Consider the following 19650-nt stretch of genomic DNA (forward strand, 5'->3'; position numbering starts at 1 on the left):
ATAAGTTGATTTATCGATATATTAATCTGTTTTGTTGTGTTGTTAACTTTCATCAAATTTGCTGGTTTTGTAACCGTAAACTGTGATCTTAATTCAGGTGGGGTGGCTAACTGTTTGTTTTTTATGTTTTGTGGGTTATGATTTGCGCGGTTTCGGGCTAGTTGACAGAATCCAGAATGTTCTGCACGATTAGCCACGAAGTTTCAGTGGTCTGGCATTTTGTTCTTCGCAGCATTATGACAGCCACCATATAACAGAGTTCCATGAAGGAACTCATAATGACTAAATAGAAAAGGCAGTGGATTAACCATGAAAAAGACTATTCTAGCAATGGCAGTTCCAGCTCTGCTGGCTGCTGGCTCAGCATCTGCAAGCATCAACCTGTATGACGCAGACGGCGTTAAAGTAGACGCGTCTGGTGCAGCAGAAGTTCAATACTTCCAAGCTATCGGTGAGAACCAAGACGGTCAATGGCGTCTAGATGACGGTGACTTCGCGGTTAACACTGAAGTTGCAGTTTCTGACGACCTAGCAGCTATCGGTCACTTCGCATTTAAATTCGAAGACAGCACCACCAAAAATGACGAGCTGTACGTTGGTTTTAAAGGCAGCAACTGGGGTACTATCACCTTCGGTCGTCAACTGCTGATCAACGATGACATGGGTATCACCAAAGATTACGAGCTTGCATCTGCGAACAACGGTACTTTGCGTACCGAGGGTGATCAAGTAGCCAAATACGTTTATGACAACGGCACTTTCTACGCAGGCTTCTCTACCCTGCAAAACAGTGATGGTAAAGAAGGTACTGACGAGTACAAAATCTATGACGGTCGTCTAGGTTACCGTGTTGCTGACATCGATATGCGTGTTTACTATTTCTACGCAGATGATGCTGCTGCAAACGCAGGCAATGATGACTACGCCTACAACTCAAAAGGTGACGTAGAAAACTACAACTTCGAAATCGAATACAAAGGTATCGAAAACGTAGGTCTTGCGGCTTCTTACGGTGTAAACACCGTAGATACTGGCTCTAAGAAAACCGATACTGACTACTTCTCAGTAGCGGCTGACTATACCCACGGCAAAACTACCTTTGCTATCGGTGTTGATAACCAAGACAACGACAGCGGCAAAGACGTGACTGGCTACTACGCGAACGTAACTTATGCACTGCACAGCAATGCAAAAGTTTACGCTGAAGTAGGCGACAACGACGGTGACAAGCAAGACTGGGGCTACGTTGCAGGTATGGAAGTTAAGTTCTAATCGAGCTTAACAATACCGCTACAATATGTAGTACTCGTTTTAAAAAGCCGCCTTCGGGCGGCTTTTTTATTCATGGTTTTGGCGAATCAGTGAGAAAAGAATAATGAAGCAGTTGAAATGGGCTGGACTAGCGTTGGGTGTCACCCTGTTGTCAGGTGTCGCTCAGGCCGCAACGATTACCTCAGCACGGGGGGTCGAGTTTTTAGTGATTGATGGCACCGAAGTAAAATTTGACAGCTGGGCACCTCAGCAAAGTGTTGAACTAAGCGATGGCACACACCAGTTAGTGATGCGCTACGAAGGGGAAGTCAAGCGCGGCAGCAAAGATGTTGTTTTTACCTCTCGCCCTTATGTGTTTGATTTTAATGTCGATGGACGTGATGCCACCATTGATATTGATACCCGCCTTTCGGTACAAAGCCAAGCGTCGAGCTATTTTGCTTCAGGCCCACAATGGCAAGCGGAGTTCGAGAGTGGCGAGGTGATGCCGTTGAACGCGACTGAGCTTAAAGGTGACGGTTTTGCTGCTTACGCAAATATGGAAGCGTTAGTGGCAGACTATAACCGCGCCAATGGCATTATTTTCGACCAAGGTGAAAGCAAAAACCTCAATGATGTTTTGGTCGAAGTGGATGAGGAAGGCAAAGCATCCATCAAGGGCGATGCGCTCTCACAACTTAAACTTTGGTATACCAAAGCTAGCGATCAAGAACGCAAGTCTTTCCGCCGCTGGATTATTGACCAAGAATAATGTGGCTTCGTTTGACGCAAACGCAAAAAAACGCCCAGCCAAAGCTGGGCGTTCGTCGCTTAAACAGCGAGAGACAGGCTACAAGCGAAAGTAGACCGACACAGCATCACCGATTTAGTGAGGGTCCGTCGCAACACGACGCTGCGCGGGATCGTGATGGTAATAATTTGATGTACGACATTGAGGACAACGTTGCTCTGCCGCATCTTGCATCAAATCACTGAGCGGTATTTGGCTCTCACAATCGGCGCACAGGCCGTAGATTTCCAAATCCATGGCACACAAAGAGGCGTCCACTTTCTCCAAACGATCGCCTAGGCAACGAATCGCGCCTGGCAGGCTTTGACTTTCTTTAATTAAGTCAGTCACATTGAGATTATCGCATTCCTTTTCCCAATCTTCTCGTAATCGAGTGGTTAAGGTTGCGATCAGCTCCGCTTGCTCGGTTTCGAGCTCACGCCGAAGCTGTGCGAGGGTTTTTGTATCCATGGTCAGTTCGCTTGATTGGCTGAAATGACGTTTATCATGGATCACCCACCCCACTTGTTACCCTGATGTAAATCAAGAATAGCGATAAAACCTTACAAAAGGTCCGTTTTTAGCGCTCGAAAGCTGAGCTATAGTAGCGCTTCACTGTTGTTAAGTTGTTGTGAGTAGAGATAACAAAATGGAACATGATTTTAAAGAGCCGTATAGTCTGAAGTATTTCATTGGATTTTTACTGGTACTCCTTATTCCCACCTTGCCAGCAAGCCTGACTTGGATGGGTATTTTGTTTGGTCGTTAATTATCCTGGTGGACCGCGTTCAGCGGTTAAATGCAGTATTTTGCTGTACTGGCCGGGTGAGGGTCACTACACTTGTTAATGTGTTTCATTTCACTGTCAGGCCAGAACTTTGCGAGACCACAGCATGCAACACTCACTGCCATCTTCTTCCCCCCGTTGGCGCTGGCTTTGGAATAGCCTTGGTTGGCTGTGGGTCGGTTTAGGCACAGCGGGTATTTTTTTACCGGTGCTACCGACGACGCCGTTTTTACTGCTCGCGAGTGGCTGCTTTATGCGTGGTTCGCCTCGTATTGCTAACTGGCTGCATGCACATCCTACCTTTGGGCCTATCTTGACTGATTGGTATCAAAAACGCGCCATTAGCCGTAAGGTAAAAATACGGGCCACCGTGATGATACTGGCCAGTTTCACTTTTTCTATTTATATCGTCAGCTTTGCTTGGCTAAAAGTCATGCTGCTAATTTGCTTAATTGTGCTGTTATGCTGGTTTCTCCGTCTGCCCGAGACAGAATCTGTTGCCGCCTCGGCTGAAAATTCATAACATTGCGGTTTGCGTTTTTTTACCGGCGAGTATTGGCCATGAGCAACGACAGCTTGAATGTCATTAAACAAAGCATCAAAACCATTCCTGATTACCCAAAGCCCGGGATCCTTTTTCGCGACGTAACCAGCTTGATGGAAGATCCAATCGCCTATCAGGCAACCATAGATACACTCGCGAACCAGTATCGTGACATGGGGTTCACCAAAATCATCGGTACCGAATCGCGCGGTTTTTTATTTGGCGCTCCACTGGCACTGGCGATGAAATTGCCGTTCGTCCCGGTACGAAAACCCGGTAAGCTACCCCGTGAAGTTATTAGTGAAAGCTACCAACTTGAATATGGCGAAGACACGCTAGAAATTCATCGTGACGCGATTAGCAGCGGTGATAACGTGCTTGTCATTGATGACTTACTGGCGACCGGTGGTACCATTGAGGCGACAGTAAAACTTGTGCGTCGTCTAGGCGGTGAGGTGAAGCATGCGGGCTTTGTCATCAGCCTACCCGATATTGGTGGTGAGGATAAACTTGCCCAAATGGGTGTTAACGTATTCAGCCTGTGCCAATTTGACGGTCACTAGTCTCTCTCCATACTGGGGCGCTGTGCGCCCTTGTTACGCTCCGCCTCATTGGATATTCAAATAGGAAGCCGAGAAACATGAGTTATCAAGTACTCGCACGTAAATGGCGGCCACATAGCTTTGATACCGTGGCAGGGCAGCAACATGTACTGACTGCGCTTGCCAACGCACTTGACCACGACCGTTTGCATCATGCTTACTTATTTAGCGGTACCCGTGGGGTAGGTAAAACCACCATCGCGCGTATTTTTGCCAAGGGGCTGAATTGCGAGCAAGGTGTCTCTTCATCACCTTGTGGTCAGTGTCAAACGTGCCGAGAGATTGATGAAGGGCGTTATGTCGATTTATTAGAGATCGATGCGGCATCTCGCACCAAGGTTGAAGATACCCGTGAGTTACTGGATAACGTTCAGTACAAGCCCGCGCGTGGTCGCTATAAGGTGTATTTGATTGACGAAGTCCATATGTTGTCTCGTCATAGTTTCAATGCACTGCTCAAAACGCTGGAAGAGCCGCCTGAGTATGTGAAATTCCTATTGGCCACGACGGATCCGCAAAAGCTGCCGGTGACTATCCTGTCACGCTGTTTGCAATTTCACTTAAAGCATTTCGATGCCAGCCAAATTCAAACCCAGTTAGAAACCATTTTGGTGCAAGAGGGCGTAGATGCTGAATCGCGTGCGTTGATGCTACTTTCTCGCGCGGCTGAAGGCAGCATGCGTGATGCTCTGAGCTTAACCGACCAAGCGATTGCGCTAGGCAACGGCCAAATTACTACGGCATCGGTTAGCGACATGCTAGGTACACTGAGTACCGATCACGCATTGATGCTGCTTGAGGCGCTGGTTAACCATGATGCGGTGGAGCTGATGAGTGCCTTAGAGCAGATTGCTCACATAGGTGTTGAATGGGACGGTTTACTCAAAGAGCTGGCTGGGCAACTGCATCAAATCGCTTTACTGCAAGCGTTACCTAATACGCATAGCGAGGCGTCACCGGACAAAGCACGCTTGCATGCACTGTCGACCCGACTATCGCCCCAAGATGTGCAATTGTGCTATCAAATGGCGCTGCAGGGTCGTCAAGATTTACCGTATGCTCCTGATGGACGTGCGGGGCTGGAAATGGTGTTGTTGCGGATGTTGGCATTCCAACCGGTCAAAACTGTCCCCTATGAACCCAAGGCGATTTCTGTGCCGACCCAAGCTCCTCAAAGGCAACAGGCTGCGACTCAGAAACCGCACACCAATCCGTCTCAGGCGATTGGGGCGTTAAAAGCGCAGGTGCAGCAAGCTACATCGGCTCCAAGGGAGCAGACTGCRCCAGCTCCCCAATCGGCGCCACCTCAATCACAACCTGAGCCACAGGTGCAACAGCCAGCGTCGACGCAGCCGGATAGGGCGGAGGAAGCACAGGCTACCCCTCAATCTGCGGCATCCAGTTTGATTCAGGCGCGGAATCAACTTCGTAGTCGTATGAAACGTCAATCGAGTCAGACGGATAACACGCCAAAAAAGACTGAACGGACATCGGCCAAGCAAGATGCGTTGTCAGTGCTGGATCGTATTACTGCGAATACCCAGCCTGCGTCGCCGGTGTCCGACTCATCTTTTGAGCAAGCGCCGGCGGCATTGTCTCATCAAAAAACGGCTGAAACGGCGCCGGTGTCTGACGAGCCTTATCAATGGACGCCGACTCAACCGCAGCCCGAGAAAGAAACAGCCACGCATTTAACGCCAAATGCGCTGAAAAAGGCGCTAGAGCATGAAAAAACACCAGCGATGCGGGATAAGCTTGTCCAAGAAGCGAACGCGGAGGATCACTGGTGTGCGTTGGCAGACAGTTTGGCGGTGCCGCGCTTGGTGAAGCAAATGGCACTGAATGCGTCGATGGTGCGTGAGGGCAATACGGTAGTGTTGACCTTACGTCCTGATCAGGCTCACCTCAATAAAGAAAAAGCACAACAACAGCTCGCACAGGCCTTGTCTCAGGCCCTAAATGCCCCCATAACATTGGAAGTCCATTTAGGCGATAGCGGGCGAACGCCATTGGAGTGGCGAGAACATCTCTATCAACAAAAATTAGCGCAGGCGACACAGAGCTTGCATAATGATCCGAATGTCGGTTTTATTCTTCAGCGTTTTGCTGCGGAACTGGATGAAGACAGCATTCGACCAATTTAGAACACCTAACCAAGAGAGAGAATTATGTTTGGTAAAGGCGGAATGGGTAACCTGATGAAGCAGGCGCAGCAAATGCAAGAGCGCATGCAAAAAGTTCAGGAAGAAATTGCCAATATGGAAGTCACCGGTGAGTCGGGCGCAGGCATGGTAAAAGTCACCATGACGGGTAGCCATAGCGTTCGTCGAGTTGAAATCGATGACRGCCTAATGGAAGACGACAAAGATATGCTGGAAGATCTGATTGCAGCCGCATTCAATGACGCCGCACGTCGTGCCGAAGAGCAGCAAAAAGAGAAAATGGCCGAAGTGACAGGTGGTATGCAGTTACCACCAGGCATGAAAATGCCTTTTTAATCCATGCGTACCAGTCAGTTACTTGAACAACTGATGGACGCGCTGCGCTGCTTACCTGGGGTCGGCCCCAAATCAGCGCAGCGTATGGCCTATCATCTGCTTCAACGCAATCGTCAAGGTGGTATCGAGTTGGCGCAAGCGCTGACTGCAGCGATGACAGAGATTGGTCACTGCAGCCAGTGTCGAACCTTCACAGAAGAAGAGGTTTGTGCGATTTGCGACAATCCTCGACGTCAGCAAACGGGGTTAATTTGTGTGGTTGAAAGCCCTGCGGATATCGCTGCGGTTGAAGCGACCGGGCAATATTCTGGGCGTTACTTTGTACTAATGGGGCATTTGTCGCCATTAGATGGTATTGGTCCTGCCGATATCGGCTTAGACGTGTTGGAAAAACGCCTCACGCATGAGCCCATTGAAGAATTGATCCTCGCTACCAACCCAACCGTTGAAGGCGAAGCTACGGCGCAATATATTGCCGAGCTGTGTCGAGAACACGATGTGCAAGCCAGTCGTATTGCCCACGGTGTGCCTATGGGTGGAGAGCTTGAGCTGGTGGACGGTACCACACTGTCACACTCGATCATTGGCCGGCAGCGCTTAAGCTATAACTAGCTGAGAAGCATGACGCGCTGTACCGTGACGCACTAATCTTTAAGCCTGACTTGGTCAGGCTTTTCTTTTTTCTCCGCTTTGACGAGCAAATGTGCAATCAATCATTTGTTTGTTGACAAACTAGTCGTTAAACGCTGTTGTGTAAGCACTCATTACTAAACGTGCTTAACGTATGAAGCGTTTTCTCTCTTTCTTTCTTGTAAACTTCTTTCTCGCAAGCGCATTGGCCAGTAACTTGGCTCAGGCAGAGCCAGTCAAGCGCTCAAAATCGGGCATTTGTCACGACACCAATAGTCCTTATTACACCCGCGTCACGCGATTTACCGCATTCGACTCGCTGTCAGCCTGTCTTGAGGCAGGCGGGCGCTTACCTAAGCGGGCGACGTCTTCTCCAAAAGCGCTTGTCCATCAAGAAACCAACGCGGCGTTGCGCGATGGGCGTCCTTTCTCTGGACCCTATCAGCGAGACCATTGGCCCCATTGGTTGGACGAGGACAAAGATTGCCAAAACACCCGAGCTGAAGTCCTGATTGCCCGGAGCCAAGTGCCTGTGACCTACACACGGAATAATCGCTGCACGGTTGCCACGGGATTATGGGTTGGCGCGTTGACGGGCCAGTCGTTTACCCAAGCCAGTGATGTCGACATTGATCACCTTGTGCCATTGAAGTGGGCCCACGGTCACGGTGGCGAGGTATGGTCTCGGAAGAAAAAAGCCCAATTTGCCAATGACCCCGACAACCTGCTGATCGCCGATGATGCGCTGAATGGACAAACTATAACTATAAAAACCATCCCAATTGCACGTTTGAGTGAGTGATTGAGCGCTTTTAGGTTTAGTAAGTATACTATTTCGAGATCCTAAAAGTTAGCTGAAGAAGCCAAGGATTGTCTTCTGCTCAAGCAGTAAAGCACAAAAAAGCACCTCACCTTTAAGTCCACTCTGTTTTCAAAGCGGACCTTTTCGGCCGCAAGAATGGTTCAGGCTTCTAAACAAAAGCGAACATTCGAAAGTTGTCAGAATTACCACCGCCTAGACCTTCCCAACTGCTCTAGAAAAACGGGTTCGTGATGCCTCCTTTTCGCGATCATTTAATGCCAGCGCTTCTGATGTCCAATGATCCGTTCTTACTGATCTCGGACAGCCGAAGGATTTCAACCTACTGTAAGGGCTCTGGCAGCCGATACGACGCATCTCTGAAGGGGCTGCATGAAATTGGGGCTCAGGGTGCCTGCGTCAATTATATTCATGGTCAGTAGCCTTTGCCCTGGTAGCTGATCGATTTGGAAAGGGCGAACCTTTGAGGACGTAATCGACGACTCTGGCAAAAGGGCCACTGCCAGTCCTGATTCGACCTCCGAGTATAGGTTTGCCATGTCCGAACTGGTCAGTACCGCATGATAGTCCAAGCCGGATTGCCTCAGATCTGAGGCAGCGAGATCCCGCAACGCGCAGTCGCTTTCCAGCAAGGCAACCGGGAGTGCCTCCACTGTATTGATCGGTAGCCCGGCCGGGGCATACCAGCACAGCGCCTCCGACCACAAGCTCTTCTCCCGGACGAATTGAGGCTCGCCTGTAACAATGGCCACATCCAGATCCCCGGTGGTTACCAGTTCCCGGAGTTTACGGCTGCGGCCACAGGTGATCCGGGGCACCAGCTCGGGAAAGGCCTCCCGAATGCGAGGAATGAACTGCTTTAGGAACGGGTGGGCATAATCTGTGGGAATTCCGAAGTGCACCGGCCCTCGCAGGGGCTCCGCGCTAAGCGCACTCAGCGTCTCATTGTTCAGACGCAGCAGTCTGTCAATGTAACTCAGCAACGTTTTACCGGGCTCCGTAAGCTTGATGCCTTGGTTGCTCCGTTCAAGAAGTCGCTGCCCCGTTGCGTGTTTCAGGACAAACCTTACGTCATAGCTAGTAACTAAGTATGCTATAAATTATCTAATGTCATTTTGAATGAAAAAGCGAGCTATGAGCAAAAAACGGTTGTCAGAAAAAGAACTGGTCGAGGGAATGACACCTTATACAGCACACGTTGATGAGCTGGCTACGGTAACATTGGAGGAATTGGGTCTTGAACTCTCGGAAAGTGATTACAAAGCCGCATTGAAGCGAATTGAATCTCTGTTTGATGCAGCCGAACCAGGCACTCCCGAAGGTGAAGAACTTGAAAGGCTAGCTGCATTGGTTGAAGAGTATGAGGAAAAACACTTCCCCATTTAAGAACTGCAACGCACTTTTGCCCCATTTCTTCTTAGTATAATTACTCATACTCAATATCTTGATACGTTTTTGCCTACTAATTATTATCCGAAATGGTCCGTATATACGCCTCATTCTCTCCGAAATGTATGTGAAATTCACATATCTGTGCCTATTGACAGGCAAGCTTTCATTTTTAGATTCTTTTTTCTTACTTTTTATGTGGTTAAACATTGAAAGCTATGTACATCTACCCCATATAAAAATTAGGTAATCGTGTGCATATGGGTGAGAAGTGTCAGTTTCAGAAGATTTCAAACAGTTTTTAGTAAACATCCGAGTCGATAACTCGGAGACTATCAGCGAGCGCTATGGTCAAATCACCAAAGCGTTAAACAAGAAGTTTCGTAATACTGAGTCTACAACAGCGAACACGCTTCAGGTTGGCTCATATGGACGATTCACAGGTATCAAAGGTATCTCTGATCTCGATATGCTTTACATCATGCCTGGCTGCAAATGGGAAACCTATAAGGACAAGCAAAGTCAACTGCTCAAAGACACCAAGGACGCTATCTTGGCCCGCTACCCGACAACAAATGTGAAGGTAGACAGTTTGGTCGTTGTGGTTAAGTACCAGAATTTCAAAGTCGAGGTGCAGCCTGTTTTCGAGCAGGACGATGGCAGTTTCAAATATCCTTACACGTACAATGGCGGGTCATGGCGTATCACCAAACCGAAGGATGAAATAAAAGCCATGAAGGAGGTTAACGAGGCGAAAAACAAGAACCTAAGGCCACTTTGTAAGATGGCTCGTGCTTGGAAGAATAAGCATGGCGTAGCAATGGGTGGCCTCCTGATAGATACTCTTGCCCATAATTTCCTAAAAGGTACCACCGACTATGACAACACAGGGCCTTTCTATTACGACGAAATGTGCCGTGATTTCTTTGAATACCTAGGCAACTTACCGAAACAAGAGCGATGGAGCGCTTTGGGCAGCAATCAGCATGTAAAAGTGAAGAAAAACTTTCAGCGAGCTGCCAAAAAAGCTTTTGAACTCTGTGTTGAAGCCATCGATGATGACAATAACAACGAAAGATGGCGGAAAGTTTTCGGACGTGGTTACCCTCAAAGTGCAGAGAACCTTGAGGCAATCGCCGAAAATCGCCAGACTTGGCGCGATACGGAAGAGTTTATTGCTGACAAGTACCCGGTGGATATCCGGTATCATATGGCCATCGACTGCGATGTTTCCCAAAATGGGTACCGCGAATATTCACTCTCTGAGATGTTACGCTTCTCCATTCCTTTGAGAGCTCGCAAGTCTCTGTCTTTCAGCGTCAGTGAAATTGAAGTGCCTCAACCATATTCACTTAAATGGAAAGTGCTCAATCGAGGGCCGGAAGCAGAGCGTAGAGATTGCATTCGAGGTCAAATCTTAGATGATAAGGGCTATGGAAATCGCAGCGAATCAACCTCCTTTAATGGTGAGCACTCCGTTGAATGCTACGCCATCAAAGACGGTGTCGTTGTGGCGCGGTCGGAAATTACTGTTCCGATATCTAACTGAGGCTGCCAATGGACAAAGCAATACTCAAAAAAGACATCGCCGAATTAGCCTATAACGTTACGTACGGGGCTAATCGACATTTCGCGACATTTGACATTGTATCCAGGCTTCCCGCCTGGATTGGCTTTGCGTCTCTAGCCTTCGGTATCGTCGGGTTGGCCTTCAAAGTCACTACTAACTTAACTTCTGTGGTCTTTATCCTGCTCTCGATAGCTGCCTTGTTCATTACCATGTATGAGCCCAAGAAGGCTGACTATGAGAAGCGAGGCGTCCACCTTACTAAGTTGTCCGGCCAGCTCCTTTCACTGTACCGGAAATCAGAGACTGACGATCCAGATGTTCTACAGAATGTTAATCAAAAGTTCCTAGAACTAAAGGACTCCTACTATTCTGATGGTGGTAACATCGGACAACAGATTCTATTTAGTGATGTTTTGACTCACTACAAAATGTTCGGTGTCAAAAAGCAGCAAAGTCAGTGGTTTGTGGACGAACTAAATCTCACTTTGTTTCGTGACAAGATACCGTTCTTCATCCTATTGATAAGTAGTCTGACGTTATTGGCAATGGTGACATATGGCTTGTACAAGCTTTTCGCATGTCGTTTGATTTCATACATTGCTCAGTACTTTTGCTGACAACGAAAAGGTAGAGGGTTGGCATTGCTATCCCTCTCCAGTTACAAAACTGTACCTAAGTACTCGGTAGAATAATGGATAAGTACACATTTATATCTGAAATGACTAAAGCGTTAGCTTGGCCTGGAACGTTGATTGTTGTCTTACTACTATTGCGTAAGCCTCTGGTTTATTTGATCCCTTTCATGCGCAAATTGAAATTTAAAGAGTTCGAGATGGAATTCTCAGAAAAGGTCCAAGCGTTAAAGTCTGAAGCTGAAATCGATAAAACTTCGGAAATTGACACACCAGCAATGAGTATCCTTTCTTTCTCCACACGAGCTGCGGTGTTGGAGGCATGGATAGAACTCGAGAATGTTGCTGCATCAAAAGCTGCATCTTTTTGGAGTACGTCAAATACATCGCCATTTAAAAACTATGCGAAGCTAGGATATTACCTTCATCAGTGCGGCGTCTTGAACGACTCTCAACTTAACTCTTTCGATGAACTGCGAAAGCTGCGAAATCAACTTGTTCATACGGAAGAAGTTGAGTTAACAGAAAATGATGCAAAGGCTTACATTATGGTCGCATCTAATCTAGTGAACCAAATTAAGGAACACTGATCTGCTCTAGTAATTCTGTGCACTCGCATAGGTGAGTTTGCCATACTTCAGGTAATTTATTCTTTAATAAATTAGCAAAAGCGCAACTCGGAAGTGCCCCAAAGTCGTTTAGGTAATAGTTACATTAGAAAACTAGAGTGTCGACTTCGAGTTAGCATTGCTAATACCTAACCGTCAGCTATGCCAGAAGATGATTTGCATAAACTAAGGTCTTTCGCATAAACCCGCCAACTGCTTTTAGCTGATGTACGAGACTCTTCAACACATTTCACATATCCTGCTTGGTCAACGCGATAGCCTAGATACATTCGATTAACAAATGCGACTGCGAGCCCCAAAAATAAGACAACCGTGAAGTATTTGCCGTAGGTACCATAAGAATGCACATCTCTTTTGGGATGGAAAAGCTGATACAGTCCGAGAGCTATAACTCCAACGGAAAGAATCGGAGTAACCAACAAAGCGACATAATTTAGATGCGATATCAATCTGATATGCTCAGGTAAGGGCATAAAAGGTTGCATTGCTTCCCTAATCAACCCCGCCCGAAACATAAATGCTGTCATTAAGACAAAGAAAACGATGCCAAATACTCGAACTAGTACGAACTTCAAACGTCAACCTCTTTAAGCTTTTCAACAACTTTATCGGAGATACCATATTCGCTATCGACGTCATCGAGAAGAAAGCTAGCTCCGAGAGTAACTATCGCAAAACTGAGGCCAGCCACAACCAAAGGTAATCCCACGGCAGTAGCCACCACAGCAATGACAGTCCCCGCTCCAGTCGCAATCATTCCCTTGGCAATATCTGCCCCAGAGCGTCCCACGAAGTCTTCCATCGTTTTCTCATCATGAACAAACACATCGACAGCATTGATGGCAATTGCGAAGATGATATCGACAACTAATCCGACACGTAGCATGTTTCTCGCCATATTCTTTGTGCCAAGTCCCAACTGTACAACTTGCGGATTATTGGCTCGCCAACGGTGCCCTCTCATCAAGGTCTTCAGATGTTTCTTATAACCCTTGATAATGACGTATTCGGTTCCATTGGCGACTTTTGTATATGCGACGACACCCATACCACCTAAACCCTTTGATAGGGCGTAGGCATCTCTAGCATTTGCCGCTCCATCCCAAATCTTCTTGGCATTGTCTAATGTGTCTTTGCCATTGTGTTCCTTCCACAGATTGTTGGCAAACTCTTCTGCCTCCTCTAATGACATCACAGCTAAGTCCACGGCTTTTTGCGTGTACTCRACCTTTAGGTATTCGCTTTTGGTAAAATCGTATGGCGGCCAGTAGCCAGCACTTTCTTGTGGAATTTGAGTGTTCGGYGCRCTAGCAGCAGGGGCGATTTTGGCAGATTCAGCTGACTGGGATGATGTCGCTCGTTGTGATGAGTGAGGTTGAGCACCATCCAYTTGTGCTTGTGTTGCTTTCGAAGACAATGGACTTATTCGRCTTACCGAGGATGAACTTGGMGCATCACCAATATTAACCGTACCACTCCCAATTGTCACACCACCACAACTTATGGAACCGCCCGTTAACGCGGCTGGTTTTCCATTAATCAATACCGTTGACGAGCCAGAGGAAATYGARCGTCCATGTGGTGGATGTTTGGGCTTGCTATGAGGCGCAAGAGAATCACCAACTCTTGCGGCTGGYATACCATCAATTTTCACATCTGGAGAGCCTGCCGTCACTGGCGTTGGCGGAAAACCATCGTGGGCTGTGCCTGTATCGCCAACTTTAACTGCCTTAGCCATCACATTATCCTGCTATTTTTAAGTGGGTATCATTTAAACAAGAGAATGGATGATGACAAGCAAGTGGGATGCAAATTTAGATACGAATCACTCTTGGGCAATTTGTTGCTCGGAGGCGGGAGCTTTGTCCAAGATAAACTCATCATAATCGAAGTATATAAAGCGGAGTCGCCAGCTCATTTCTGTCCAGAAATGAGATAGACTTCTCAGTCTTTTCCAACATTCATCTCCTTCTGCCGCTGAAGCAAATTAAACTTCTCATGCACCCGGTTCGGATAAAGCTCGGTATAAATCAGCCATAATGTATTGAGATTGCGGTGACCGGTGACTTGGGCGACTTCTTCAATTGAAAAGCCTTGTTCAAAAAGACGGCTGGCTCCTTCGCGGCGCAGATCATGGTATTTCAGATCGTGAATGCCGAGTTTACTTCGGACACGCTGAAAACCGGCGGAAACGCTTTTGCTATTGTAAGGGAAAATGCATGTTGCTGTTTTTGGCTGGCGTTGCAGAATGTCCCAAGCATCACCAAGCAGTGGCACCCACATATGATTGCCTTCTTTCTTACGCGGGTCTTTGCGATCCCTGACTTTGACTGCTCTGTTTTTTTCATCGACATCTTCCCACAGAATCTTGCACACTTCACCGATACGCATGCAGCTTAAAATTGAGAACTCCAGAATATCGAGATACGGAATATGTGCCGCACGGTGCGTCTGACGTTTGAGTAGTTCTTGCCTGATACGATCCAGTTCATCACCAACGGGCCGACGGCTGCGACGTTCTGATTTTGCGATCAGGTTTAATTGATAAAGCGTGTAGTAAGCATCCCGGATGATTGAATCATCCACATCAATATTGAAGACAGGCCGGGCGGACTTGAAAACACTGCGGAGGTAGGAAATATCACCGCCAATAGTTTGTGGCTTCACGCCTGAAGAGGAGCGATCTTTACAATATGCGACTAAATCGGAGACGGTGAGTTTATCTGCCCTGATTTTGGCAAGCTCAGTATCAACCAGCATATTCAGTCCGTATTGCTTTGAACGGCCAATTTTCTCTGCGGTCAGCGACTCATTCAGATAAAGCAGAATTAATTCCCGGATGGTCGGCTTTTCTGTCCTTCCCGGTAAGCCATGTATATCCAGCTTAGACACCAGTAGCGTGCCCCATTCTTTTGCATCAGATCGTTTTCCGAAAGTACGAGATTCACGATATACTACGTCATTTCCTTTTTTGACCCGAACCGTGCAGCGGAAGCGAGTGATGCCTTTACTGGTTTTGCGTTTTTCTATCGTAAAGCTGGCCATTATCTTAGAATCAGGGTAATGAATTGCGTGCCCCATATTTTAAGGGGCACATATGGGGCACGCAATAGCAAAAAATAGTTGAGATTAGTTAAGAATGAGCCAGAAACAGAACACAGATAAATCTTTGCAAGACAGTAATTTATCTAGTAATATCGATGTGTCATCAAGTCGTAGATTCAGCGTGGCCCCGATGCTCGATTGGACGGATCGTCACTGCCGTTATTTTCATCGCTTATTATCAGGGCATACTTTGCTGTTTACCGAGATGGTCACCACGGGTGCGATCATTCATGGTAAAGCGGACTATCTTGCTTACAACGAGCAGGAGCATCCGGTGGCGTTGCAGCTGGGGGGATCGGATCCGGCGGATTTGGCAACGTGCGCCAAGCTGGCGGCCGAGCGTGGCTATGATGAAATTAATCTCAACGTTGGTTGCCCGTCGGATCGGGTTCAAAACGGGCGGTTTGGTGCGTGCCTAATGGCTGAACCTGAGCTGGTAGCGCAGTGTGTGTCTGCGATGCGTGAAGTGACTGATGTGCCCATCACGGTGAAAACTCGCATTGGTATAGATGAGCAAGATAGCTACGAATTTTTGACCGACTTTGTGGGCATCGTCAGTGAAAAAGGCGGGTGTGATATGTTCACGATTCATGCGCGTAAAGCGTGGTTAAAAGGCCTGAGCCCCAAAGAAAATCGTGAAATTCCACCGCTGGATTACCCGCGTGTGTATCAGCTTAAAAAAGACTTTCCACATCTGGTCATGGCTATTAATGGTGGCGTGAAAACCCTTGAAGAAGCCGAGCAGCACCTTGCGCATCTGGACGGAGTGATGGTCGGTCGTGAGGCGTATCAAAATCCTTTCTTATTGGCGGATGTCGATCAGCGTTTGTTTGGCAGCGCGCAGGCACGTGTGAGTCGCCGCCAAGTGGTTGAAGGCATGTTCCCCTATATCGAGCAACAATTACGCCAAGGTGCGCAGCTTAATCACATTAGCCGCCACATGTTAGGGTTATTCCAAAACATGCCGGGCGCGCGCCAGTGGCGCCGTTATATCAGCGAGAATGCGCATAAACCGGGAGCCGGTATTGAGGTACTGACTACCGCCATGAGTCATATTCCTGACGATTGGTTGGACGCGTAAACGTGGTCAAAATAACTACTTATTAGTGATAAATTTGACGAAATGCGTGGTAAAGCACGGAGCATGCTGAGCAACTCATTGAATAAATGGATAAAAAACCAAGTGACAAACTGGCCTGAAACCTGCAAAGTCTGTCTCGCTATCAAGACAAGGAGATCGTAATGATCGAAATTCTATTCCTCATTGGCTTTGCGGCTGTGTTATTTATGACGGGTGTGAGCATCATGGGAATGGTGCTGGCTATGTTGGCTGGCTTCGCGGTCATGATGGTCGCGGGCATGATTGGCACCTTGCTTAAACTGKTGCCTTGGTTGTTGGTGATCGCCGCGATTGTCTGGTTGCTCAAGCGTAACCGTCGCCAACGCAAAGGCGAGCCAGAAGTGATTGTTCGTGAACGTCGTTGGGCGCGTTACCGTCGTCGCTAAGCCTTTTTGGTAAAAAAATGTGGCCTGCTGCACGAGAAACCAGCAGGTAAACATGCGAATAGCGCCATCCGGGCATAAAGCTTGCTATCATTCATATCTACCGGCGACAAGGCATGGCTTTGCCGCCTCCGCGTGACGACACTTTTTTATCGACAATGTGGAGAGTTTCATGAAAACGACTTCAATGACGCTTGCCGCCGCAGCGCTAACCGCGTTGATGGCCATGCCTTCTCAGGCTGCGACCCTTGCGGGCGGTAAAGTAGGGGCAGATGCCTGGTTCATGGATGCGGATGTCAACAATGTTGAAGCCGATGATGCGAGCACCTCAGGATCGTATTACGCCGCGATTGAACATCCTTTACCACTGATCCCCAATGCGAAGATCCGCCATACCTCAGTTAGCGTGGATAACCCTGACGTCAGTTTTGATCAAATTGACTTTGTGGCGTATTACGAGCTGCTAGACAACGATCTTATCTCGGTTGACGCGGGCATCAATATGCAGCGTTTCCAATCGGGCAAATTTGGTGGCCAAAGCTTTGATGAGTGGCAACCTAATGTGTATGCCGATGCGCGTCTTGGATTAGTGGGCACACCACTATTCGTATTTGCGACCGTGAGCAAAGGTGAGTTTGATGGCACCAGCACCTTGGATGCCGAAGCCGGTGTTCAGTATCAATTGGGTTTGGTCGCCGCTGATCTTAACGTACGTGGTGGCTATCGAATGATCGAGCATGACTTTGATTACTTTGATAACAATGACGGCAAACTGGATCTGACGGGCTTCTTTGTCGGTGCAGAACTCGACTTTTAATCGATGGTTGCGTTATCCCAACATTGAAACCGCGCTTAGGCGCGGTTTTTTTATACTTTAAATCAAGCGAATAGCGATTGTGGGATGGCTCTCACTTCGACTTTCGGCCAATACCCAGTGCGGAAAAACGTTGGCATGCTGCCTCTGTGACACGGCAAGGAGATAGCAGTGATTGCTCCGCCATCCACTCTGACATGGAATAAGGAATCGCTATGATTTACGCAAAGCCTGGCACCGAAGGCGCCTTAGTGCAGTTTAAACCGCGTTACGAGAACTATATTGGTGGTGAATGGGTGCCACCCGTGAAGGGGCAGTATTTTGCCAACACATCGCCGTGTACCGGTGAAACCGTGGCTGAAGTGCCGCGTTCAAGCGCAGAAGACATCGACCTTGCGCTGGATGCTGCCCATCAAGCAAAAACAGCGTGGGGCCAAACCTCGGTGACCGATCGCGCCAATATCTTGTTAAAAATAGCTGATCGCATTGAAGCGAACCTGGAAATGCTGGCGGTGGCAGAAACGTGGGAGAACGGCAAAGCCGTGCGCGAAACCTTGGCCGCCGATATTCCCCTTTGCGCCGACCATTTCCGCTACTTTGCGGGTTGTATTCGTGCCCAAGAGGGCACCGCGGCAGAGTTGGATGCAGGTACGGTGGCGTACCACATTTATGAGCCATTAGGCGTGGTAGGACAAATCATACCGTGGAACTTTCCGTTGCTGATGGCATCGTGGAAGCTTGCCCCCGCACTGGCGGCAGGGAACTGCGTGGTGCTAAAACCGGCCGAGCAAACCCCGACCACCATTTTGCTATTGATGGAGTTAATTGGCGATCTTCTGCCTGCGGGTGTGGTGAACGTCGTCAATGGTTATGGCGCCGAAGCTGGACAAGCGCTTGCCACATCACCACGGATTGCCAAACTGGCATTCACCGGTTCCACTCCTGTGGGGCATCATATTCTGCGCTGCGCAGCAGAAAATCTCATTCCTTCCACCGTGGAGTTGGGGGGCAAATCGCCCAACATTTATTTTGAAGACGTGATGCAGCAAGAGGATGCCTATATCGATAAGGCGGTAGAAGGCTTGCTGTTGGGCTTTTTCAACCAAGGTGAAGTTTGTACCTGTCCGTCACGCGCACTGATCCAAGAAAGTATCTACGACGATTTTATTGCCCGCGTGATTGAGCGTGCAGGCAAGATCAAACAAGGCAACCCGCTCGACACCGAGACCCAAGTGGGAGCGCAAGCGTCTGATGAACAGTTTGATAAGATCATGAGCTACTTGAAAGTGGGTCAAGAAGAGGGCGCGCAGGTATTAATTGGTGGCAGCCATCAAGACTTGGGCGGCGGCTATTATGTGCAGCCGACGCTATTGAAAGGGCACAACAATATGCGGGTGTTCCAAGAAGAGATCTTTGGGCCTGTGATTGGGGTGACCACCTTTAAGGATGAGGTGGAAGCTTTAGCGATTGCCAACCACACTGAGTACGGGTTGGGCGCGGGGCTTTGGACCCGAGATATGAATCGTGCGTATCGGATGGGGAGAGCGATCCAAGCGGGTCGTGTCTGGACCAATTGCTATCACCTTTATCCGGCGCATGCCGCGTTTGGAGGCTACAAAAAGTCTGGTATCGGACGAGAGACCCACAAAATGATGCTTGGCCACTATCAGCAAACCAAGAACTTGCTGGTCAGTTACGACATCAATCCATTGGGTTTTTTCTGATCGAATCGACCAGTGCGGCAGTAAGCCGCACTGGTTAAGCTCCCAAGGCTGTCTGGCCGGATCTGGCGAGCCTGCTTATCTGATACTAAGCTCAATAAGTGAGCAAGTAGGTAGGCAGAATAATGATGACAGCCGAGCAATTACGTGCCTTATACCACCAAAAGCTGCTGGTTGAGGTGATGGTGGAGCCTTCATTAGACAGTGAAGGTTGGGTCGTGGAATGTCGCCACACGGGCGGCGGTATTATGGCGTTGACCGATGCGGAAGGCATTGAGCAGTGCTTCGCCGATATTGACCAAGCCACGCTAAACGCATTACAAATCGGGTTTGACCAAGTTCGCATCGCGGATTGACCCGTCATA

Annotated in this window: 21 protein-coding genes and 1 pseudogene; 17 read left to right on the forward strand and 5 right to left on the reverse strand. The window is 48.3% G+C overall.

Annotation, left to right across the window (positions count from 1 at the left end):
- Nucleotides 1–309 precede the first annotated feature (309 nt).
- Nucleotides 310–1272, forward strand: a complete 963-nt coding sequence (locus BZJ18_RS10255) for a porin (protein ID WP_077456490.1) — start codon at nt 310–312, stop codon at nt 1270–1272.
- A 103-nt stretch (nt 1273–1375) separates the two neighbouring features.
- Nucleotides 1376–2023 carry a YccT family protein gene (locus BZJ18_RS10260; RefSeq protein WP_077456492.1) on the forward strand — a complete coding sequence of 216 codons (648 nt, stop codon included), beginning with the start codon at nt 1376–1378 and terminating at the stop codon, nt 2021–2023.
- 114 nt (nt 2024–2137) lie between these two features.
- On the opposite strand, the gene BZJ18_RS10265 is transcribed toward BZJ18_RS10260, so the two are convergent.
- On the reverse strand, nt 2138–2512 hold the full coding sequence (locus BZJ18_RS10265) for a hypothetical protein (protein WP_077678158.1): 375 nt from the start codon (nt 2510–2512) through the stop codon (nt 2138–2140).
- A gap of 422 nt (nt 2513–2934) precedes the next feature.
- On the opposite strand from BZJ18_RS10265, the gene BZJ18_RS10270 reads away from it, so the two are divergent.
- The 6 genes from BZJ18_RS10270 (at nt 2935) to BZJ18_RS10295 (ending at nt 7904) form a co-directional block, all read left to right on the forward strand.
- The gene (locus tag BZJ18_RS10270) at nt 2935–3351 is read left to right on the forward strand and encodes a YbaN family protein (protein ID WP_077456496.1); all 417 of its coding nucleotides are present in this window, start codon (nt 2935–2937) and stop codon (nt 3349–3351) included.
- 38 nt (nt 3352–3389) lie between these two features.
- Nucleotides 3390–3935 (forward strand): adenine phosphoribosyltransferase, encoded by a 546-nt coding sequence (gene apt, locus BZJ18_RS10275; protein ID WP_077456498.1) that lies wholly within the window; start codon nt 3390–3392, stop codon nt 3933–3935.
- 77 nt (nt 3936–4012) lie between these two features.
- A complete protein-coding gene (gene dnaX, locus BZJ18_RS10280) occupies nt 4013–6118 on the forward strand; it encodes a DNA polymerase III subunit gamma/tau (RefSeq protein ID WP_077456500.1) in 2106 nt (701 codons plus the stop codon).
- A gap of 24 nt (nt 6119–6142) precedes the next feature.
- The gene (locus BZJ18_RS10285; RefSeq protein ID WP_077456502.1) at nt 6143–6472 is read left to right on the forward strand and encodes a YbaB/EbfC family nucleoid-associated protein; all 330 of its coding nucleotides are present in this window, start codon (nt 6143–6145) and stop codon (nt 6470–6472) included.
- A 3-nt stretch (nt 6473–6475) separates the two neighbouring features.
- Nucleotides 6476–7084 (forward strand): recombination mediator RecR, encoded by a 609-nt coding sequence (recR, locus tag BZJ18_RS10290; RefSeq protein WP_069588676.1) that lies wholly within the window; start codon nt 6476–6478, stop codon nt 7082–7084.
- A gap of 172 nt (nt 7085–7256) precedes the next feature.
- Nucleotides 7257–7904, forward strand: coding sequence for a GmrSD restriction endonuclease domain-containing protein (locus BZJ18_RS10295; RefSeq protein ID WP_077456504.1), 648 nt, complete (start codon nt 7257–7259; stop codon nt 7902–7904).
- Between the two features lie 335 nt (nt 7905–8239).
- Here BZJ18_RS10295 and BZJ18_RS17790 read toward each other — a convergent pair whose 3' ends face one another.
- Complete coding sequence (locus tag BZJ18_RS17790; RefSeq protein WP_443216504.1) at nt 8240–8905, reverse strand: substrate-binding domain-containing protein; 666 nt, start codon at nt 8903–8905, stop codon at nt 8240–8242.
- A 151-nt stretch (nt 8906–9056) separates the two neighbouring features.
- Here BZJ18_RS17790 and BZJ18_RS10305 point away from each other — a divergent pair, with 151 nt between their 5' ends.
- The 4 genes from BZJ18_RS10305 (at nt 9057) to BZJ18_RS10320 (ending at nt 12103) form a co-directional block, all read left to right on the forward strand.
- Nucleotides 9057–9308, forward strand: a complete 252-nt coding sequence (locus tag BZJ18_RS10305) for a hypothetical protein (RefSeq protein WP_077456508.1) — start codon at nt 9057–9059, stop codon at nt 9306–9308.
- 274 nt (nt 9309–9582) lie between these two features.
- The gene (locus BZJ18_RS10310; RefSeq protein ID WP_077456510.1) at nt 9583–10860 is read left to right on the forward strand and encodes a nucleotide-binding domain-containing protein; all 1278 of its coding nucleotides are present in this window, start codon (nt 9583–9585) and stop codon (nt 10858–10860) included.
- An 8-nt stretch (nt 10861–10868) separates the two neighbouring features.
- Nucleotides 10869–11498 carry an SLATT domain-containing protein gene (locus tag BZJ18_RS10315; RefSeq protein ID WP_077456512.1) on the forward strand — a complete coding sequence of 210 codons (630 nt, stop codon included), beginning with the start codon at nt 10869–10871 and terminating at the stop codon, nt 11496–11498.
- Nucleotides 11499–11572: 74 nt separating this feature from the next.
- A complete protein-coding gene (locus tag BZJ18_RS10320) occupies nt 11573–12103 on the forward strand; it encodes a hypothetical protein (protein ID WP_077456514.1) in 531 nt (176 codons plus the stop codon).
- Between the two features lie 167 nt (nt 12104–12270).
- On the opposite strand, the gene BZJ18_RS10325 is transcribed toward BZJ18_RS10320, so the two are convergent.
- The 3 genes and pseudogenes from BZJ18_RS10325 to BZJ18_RS10335 all read right to left on the reverse strand — a co-directional run bounded on the left by BZJ18_RS10325 (nt 12271) and on the right by BZJ18_RS10335 (nt 15187).
- Nucleotides 12271–12717: a DUF1240 domain-containing protein gene (locus BZJ18_RS10325; RefSeq protein WP_077456516.1), complete on the reverse strand. Its 447-nt coding sequence runs from the start codon at nt 12715–12717 to the stop codon at nt 12271–12273.
- Between the two features lie 881 nt (nt 12718–13598).
- A pseudogene (locus BZJ18_RS17725) lies at nt 13599–13880 on the reverse strand (type VI secretion system PAAR protein); the annotation flags it as partial.
- Nucleotides 13881–14086: 206 nt separating this feature from the next.
- Nucleotides 14087–15187, reverse strand: coding sequence for a tyrosine-type recombinase/integrase (locus BZJ18_RS10335; RefSeq protein ID WP_077456520.1), 1101 nt, complete (start codon nt 15185–15187; stop codon nt 14087–14089).
- A 94-nt stretch (nt 15188–15281) separates the two neighbouring features.
- Between BZJ18_RS10335 and dusA the strand changes: the two genes are divergently transcribed.
- From dusA to BZJ18_RS10360, 5 genes are all read left to right on the forward strand, one after another.
- Nucleotides 15282–16328 carry a tRNA dihydrouridine(20/20a) synthase DusA gene (dusA, locus tag BZJ18_RS10340; protein WP_077456522.1) on the forward strand — a complete coding sequence of 349 codons (1047 nt, stop codon included), beginning with the start codon at nt 15282–15284 and terminating at the stop codon, nt 16326–16328.
- Nucleotides 16329–16489: 161 nt separating this feature from the next.
- Complete coding sequence (gene pspG / locus BZJ18_RS10345) at nt 16490–16753, forward strand: envelope stress response protein PspG (RefSeq protein WP_077456524.1); 264 nt, start codon at nt 16490–16492, stop codon at nt 16751–16753.
- Between the two features lie 169 nt (nt 16754–16922).
- The gene (locus BZJ18_RS10350) at nt 16923–17567 is read left to right on the forward strand and encodes a TIGR04219 family outer membrane beta-barrel protein (RefSeq protein WP_077456526.1); all 645 of its coding nucleotides are present in this window, start codon (nt 16923–16925) and stop codon (nt 17565–17567) included.
- 212 nt (nt 17568–17779) lie between these two features.
- Complete coding sequence (exaC, locus tag BZJ18_RS10355) at nt 17780–19288, forward strand: acetaldehyde dehydrogenase ExaC (RefSeq protein ID WP_077456528.1); 1509 nt, start codon at nt 17780–17782, stop codon at nt 19286–19288.
- A 122-nt stretch (nt 19289–19410) separates the two neighbouring features.
- Nucleotides 19411–19641: a thymidylate kinase gene (locus BZJ18_RS10360; RefSeq protein ID WP_408642327.1), complete on the forward strand. Its 231-nt coding sequence runs from the start codon at nt 19411–19413 to the stop codon at nt 19639–19641.
- Nucleotides 19642–19650: the final 9 nt, after the last annotated feature.

It is taken from the genome of Salinivibrio sp. IB872 (assembly GCF_001995345.1).
GTDB lineage: Bacteria > Pseudomonadota > Gammaproteobacteria > Enterobacterales > Vibrionaceae > Salinivibrio > Salinivibrio proteolyticus.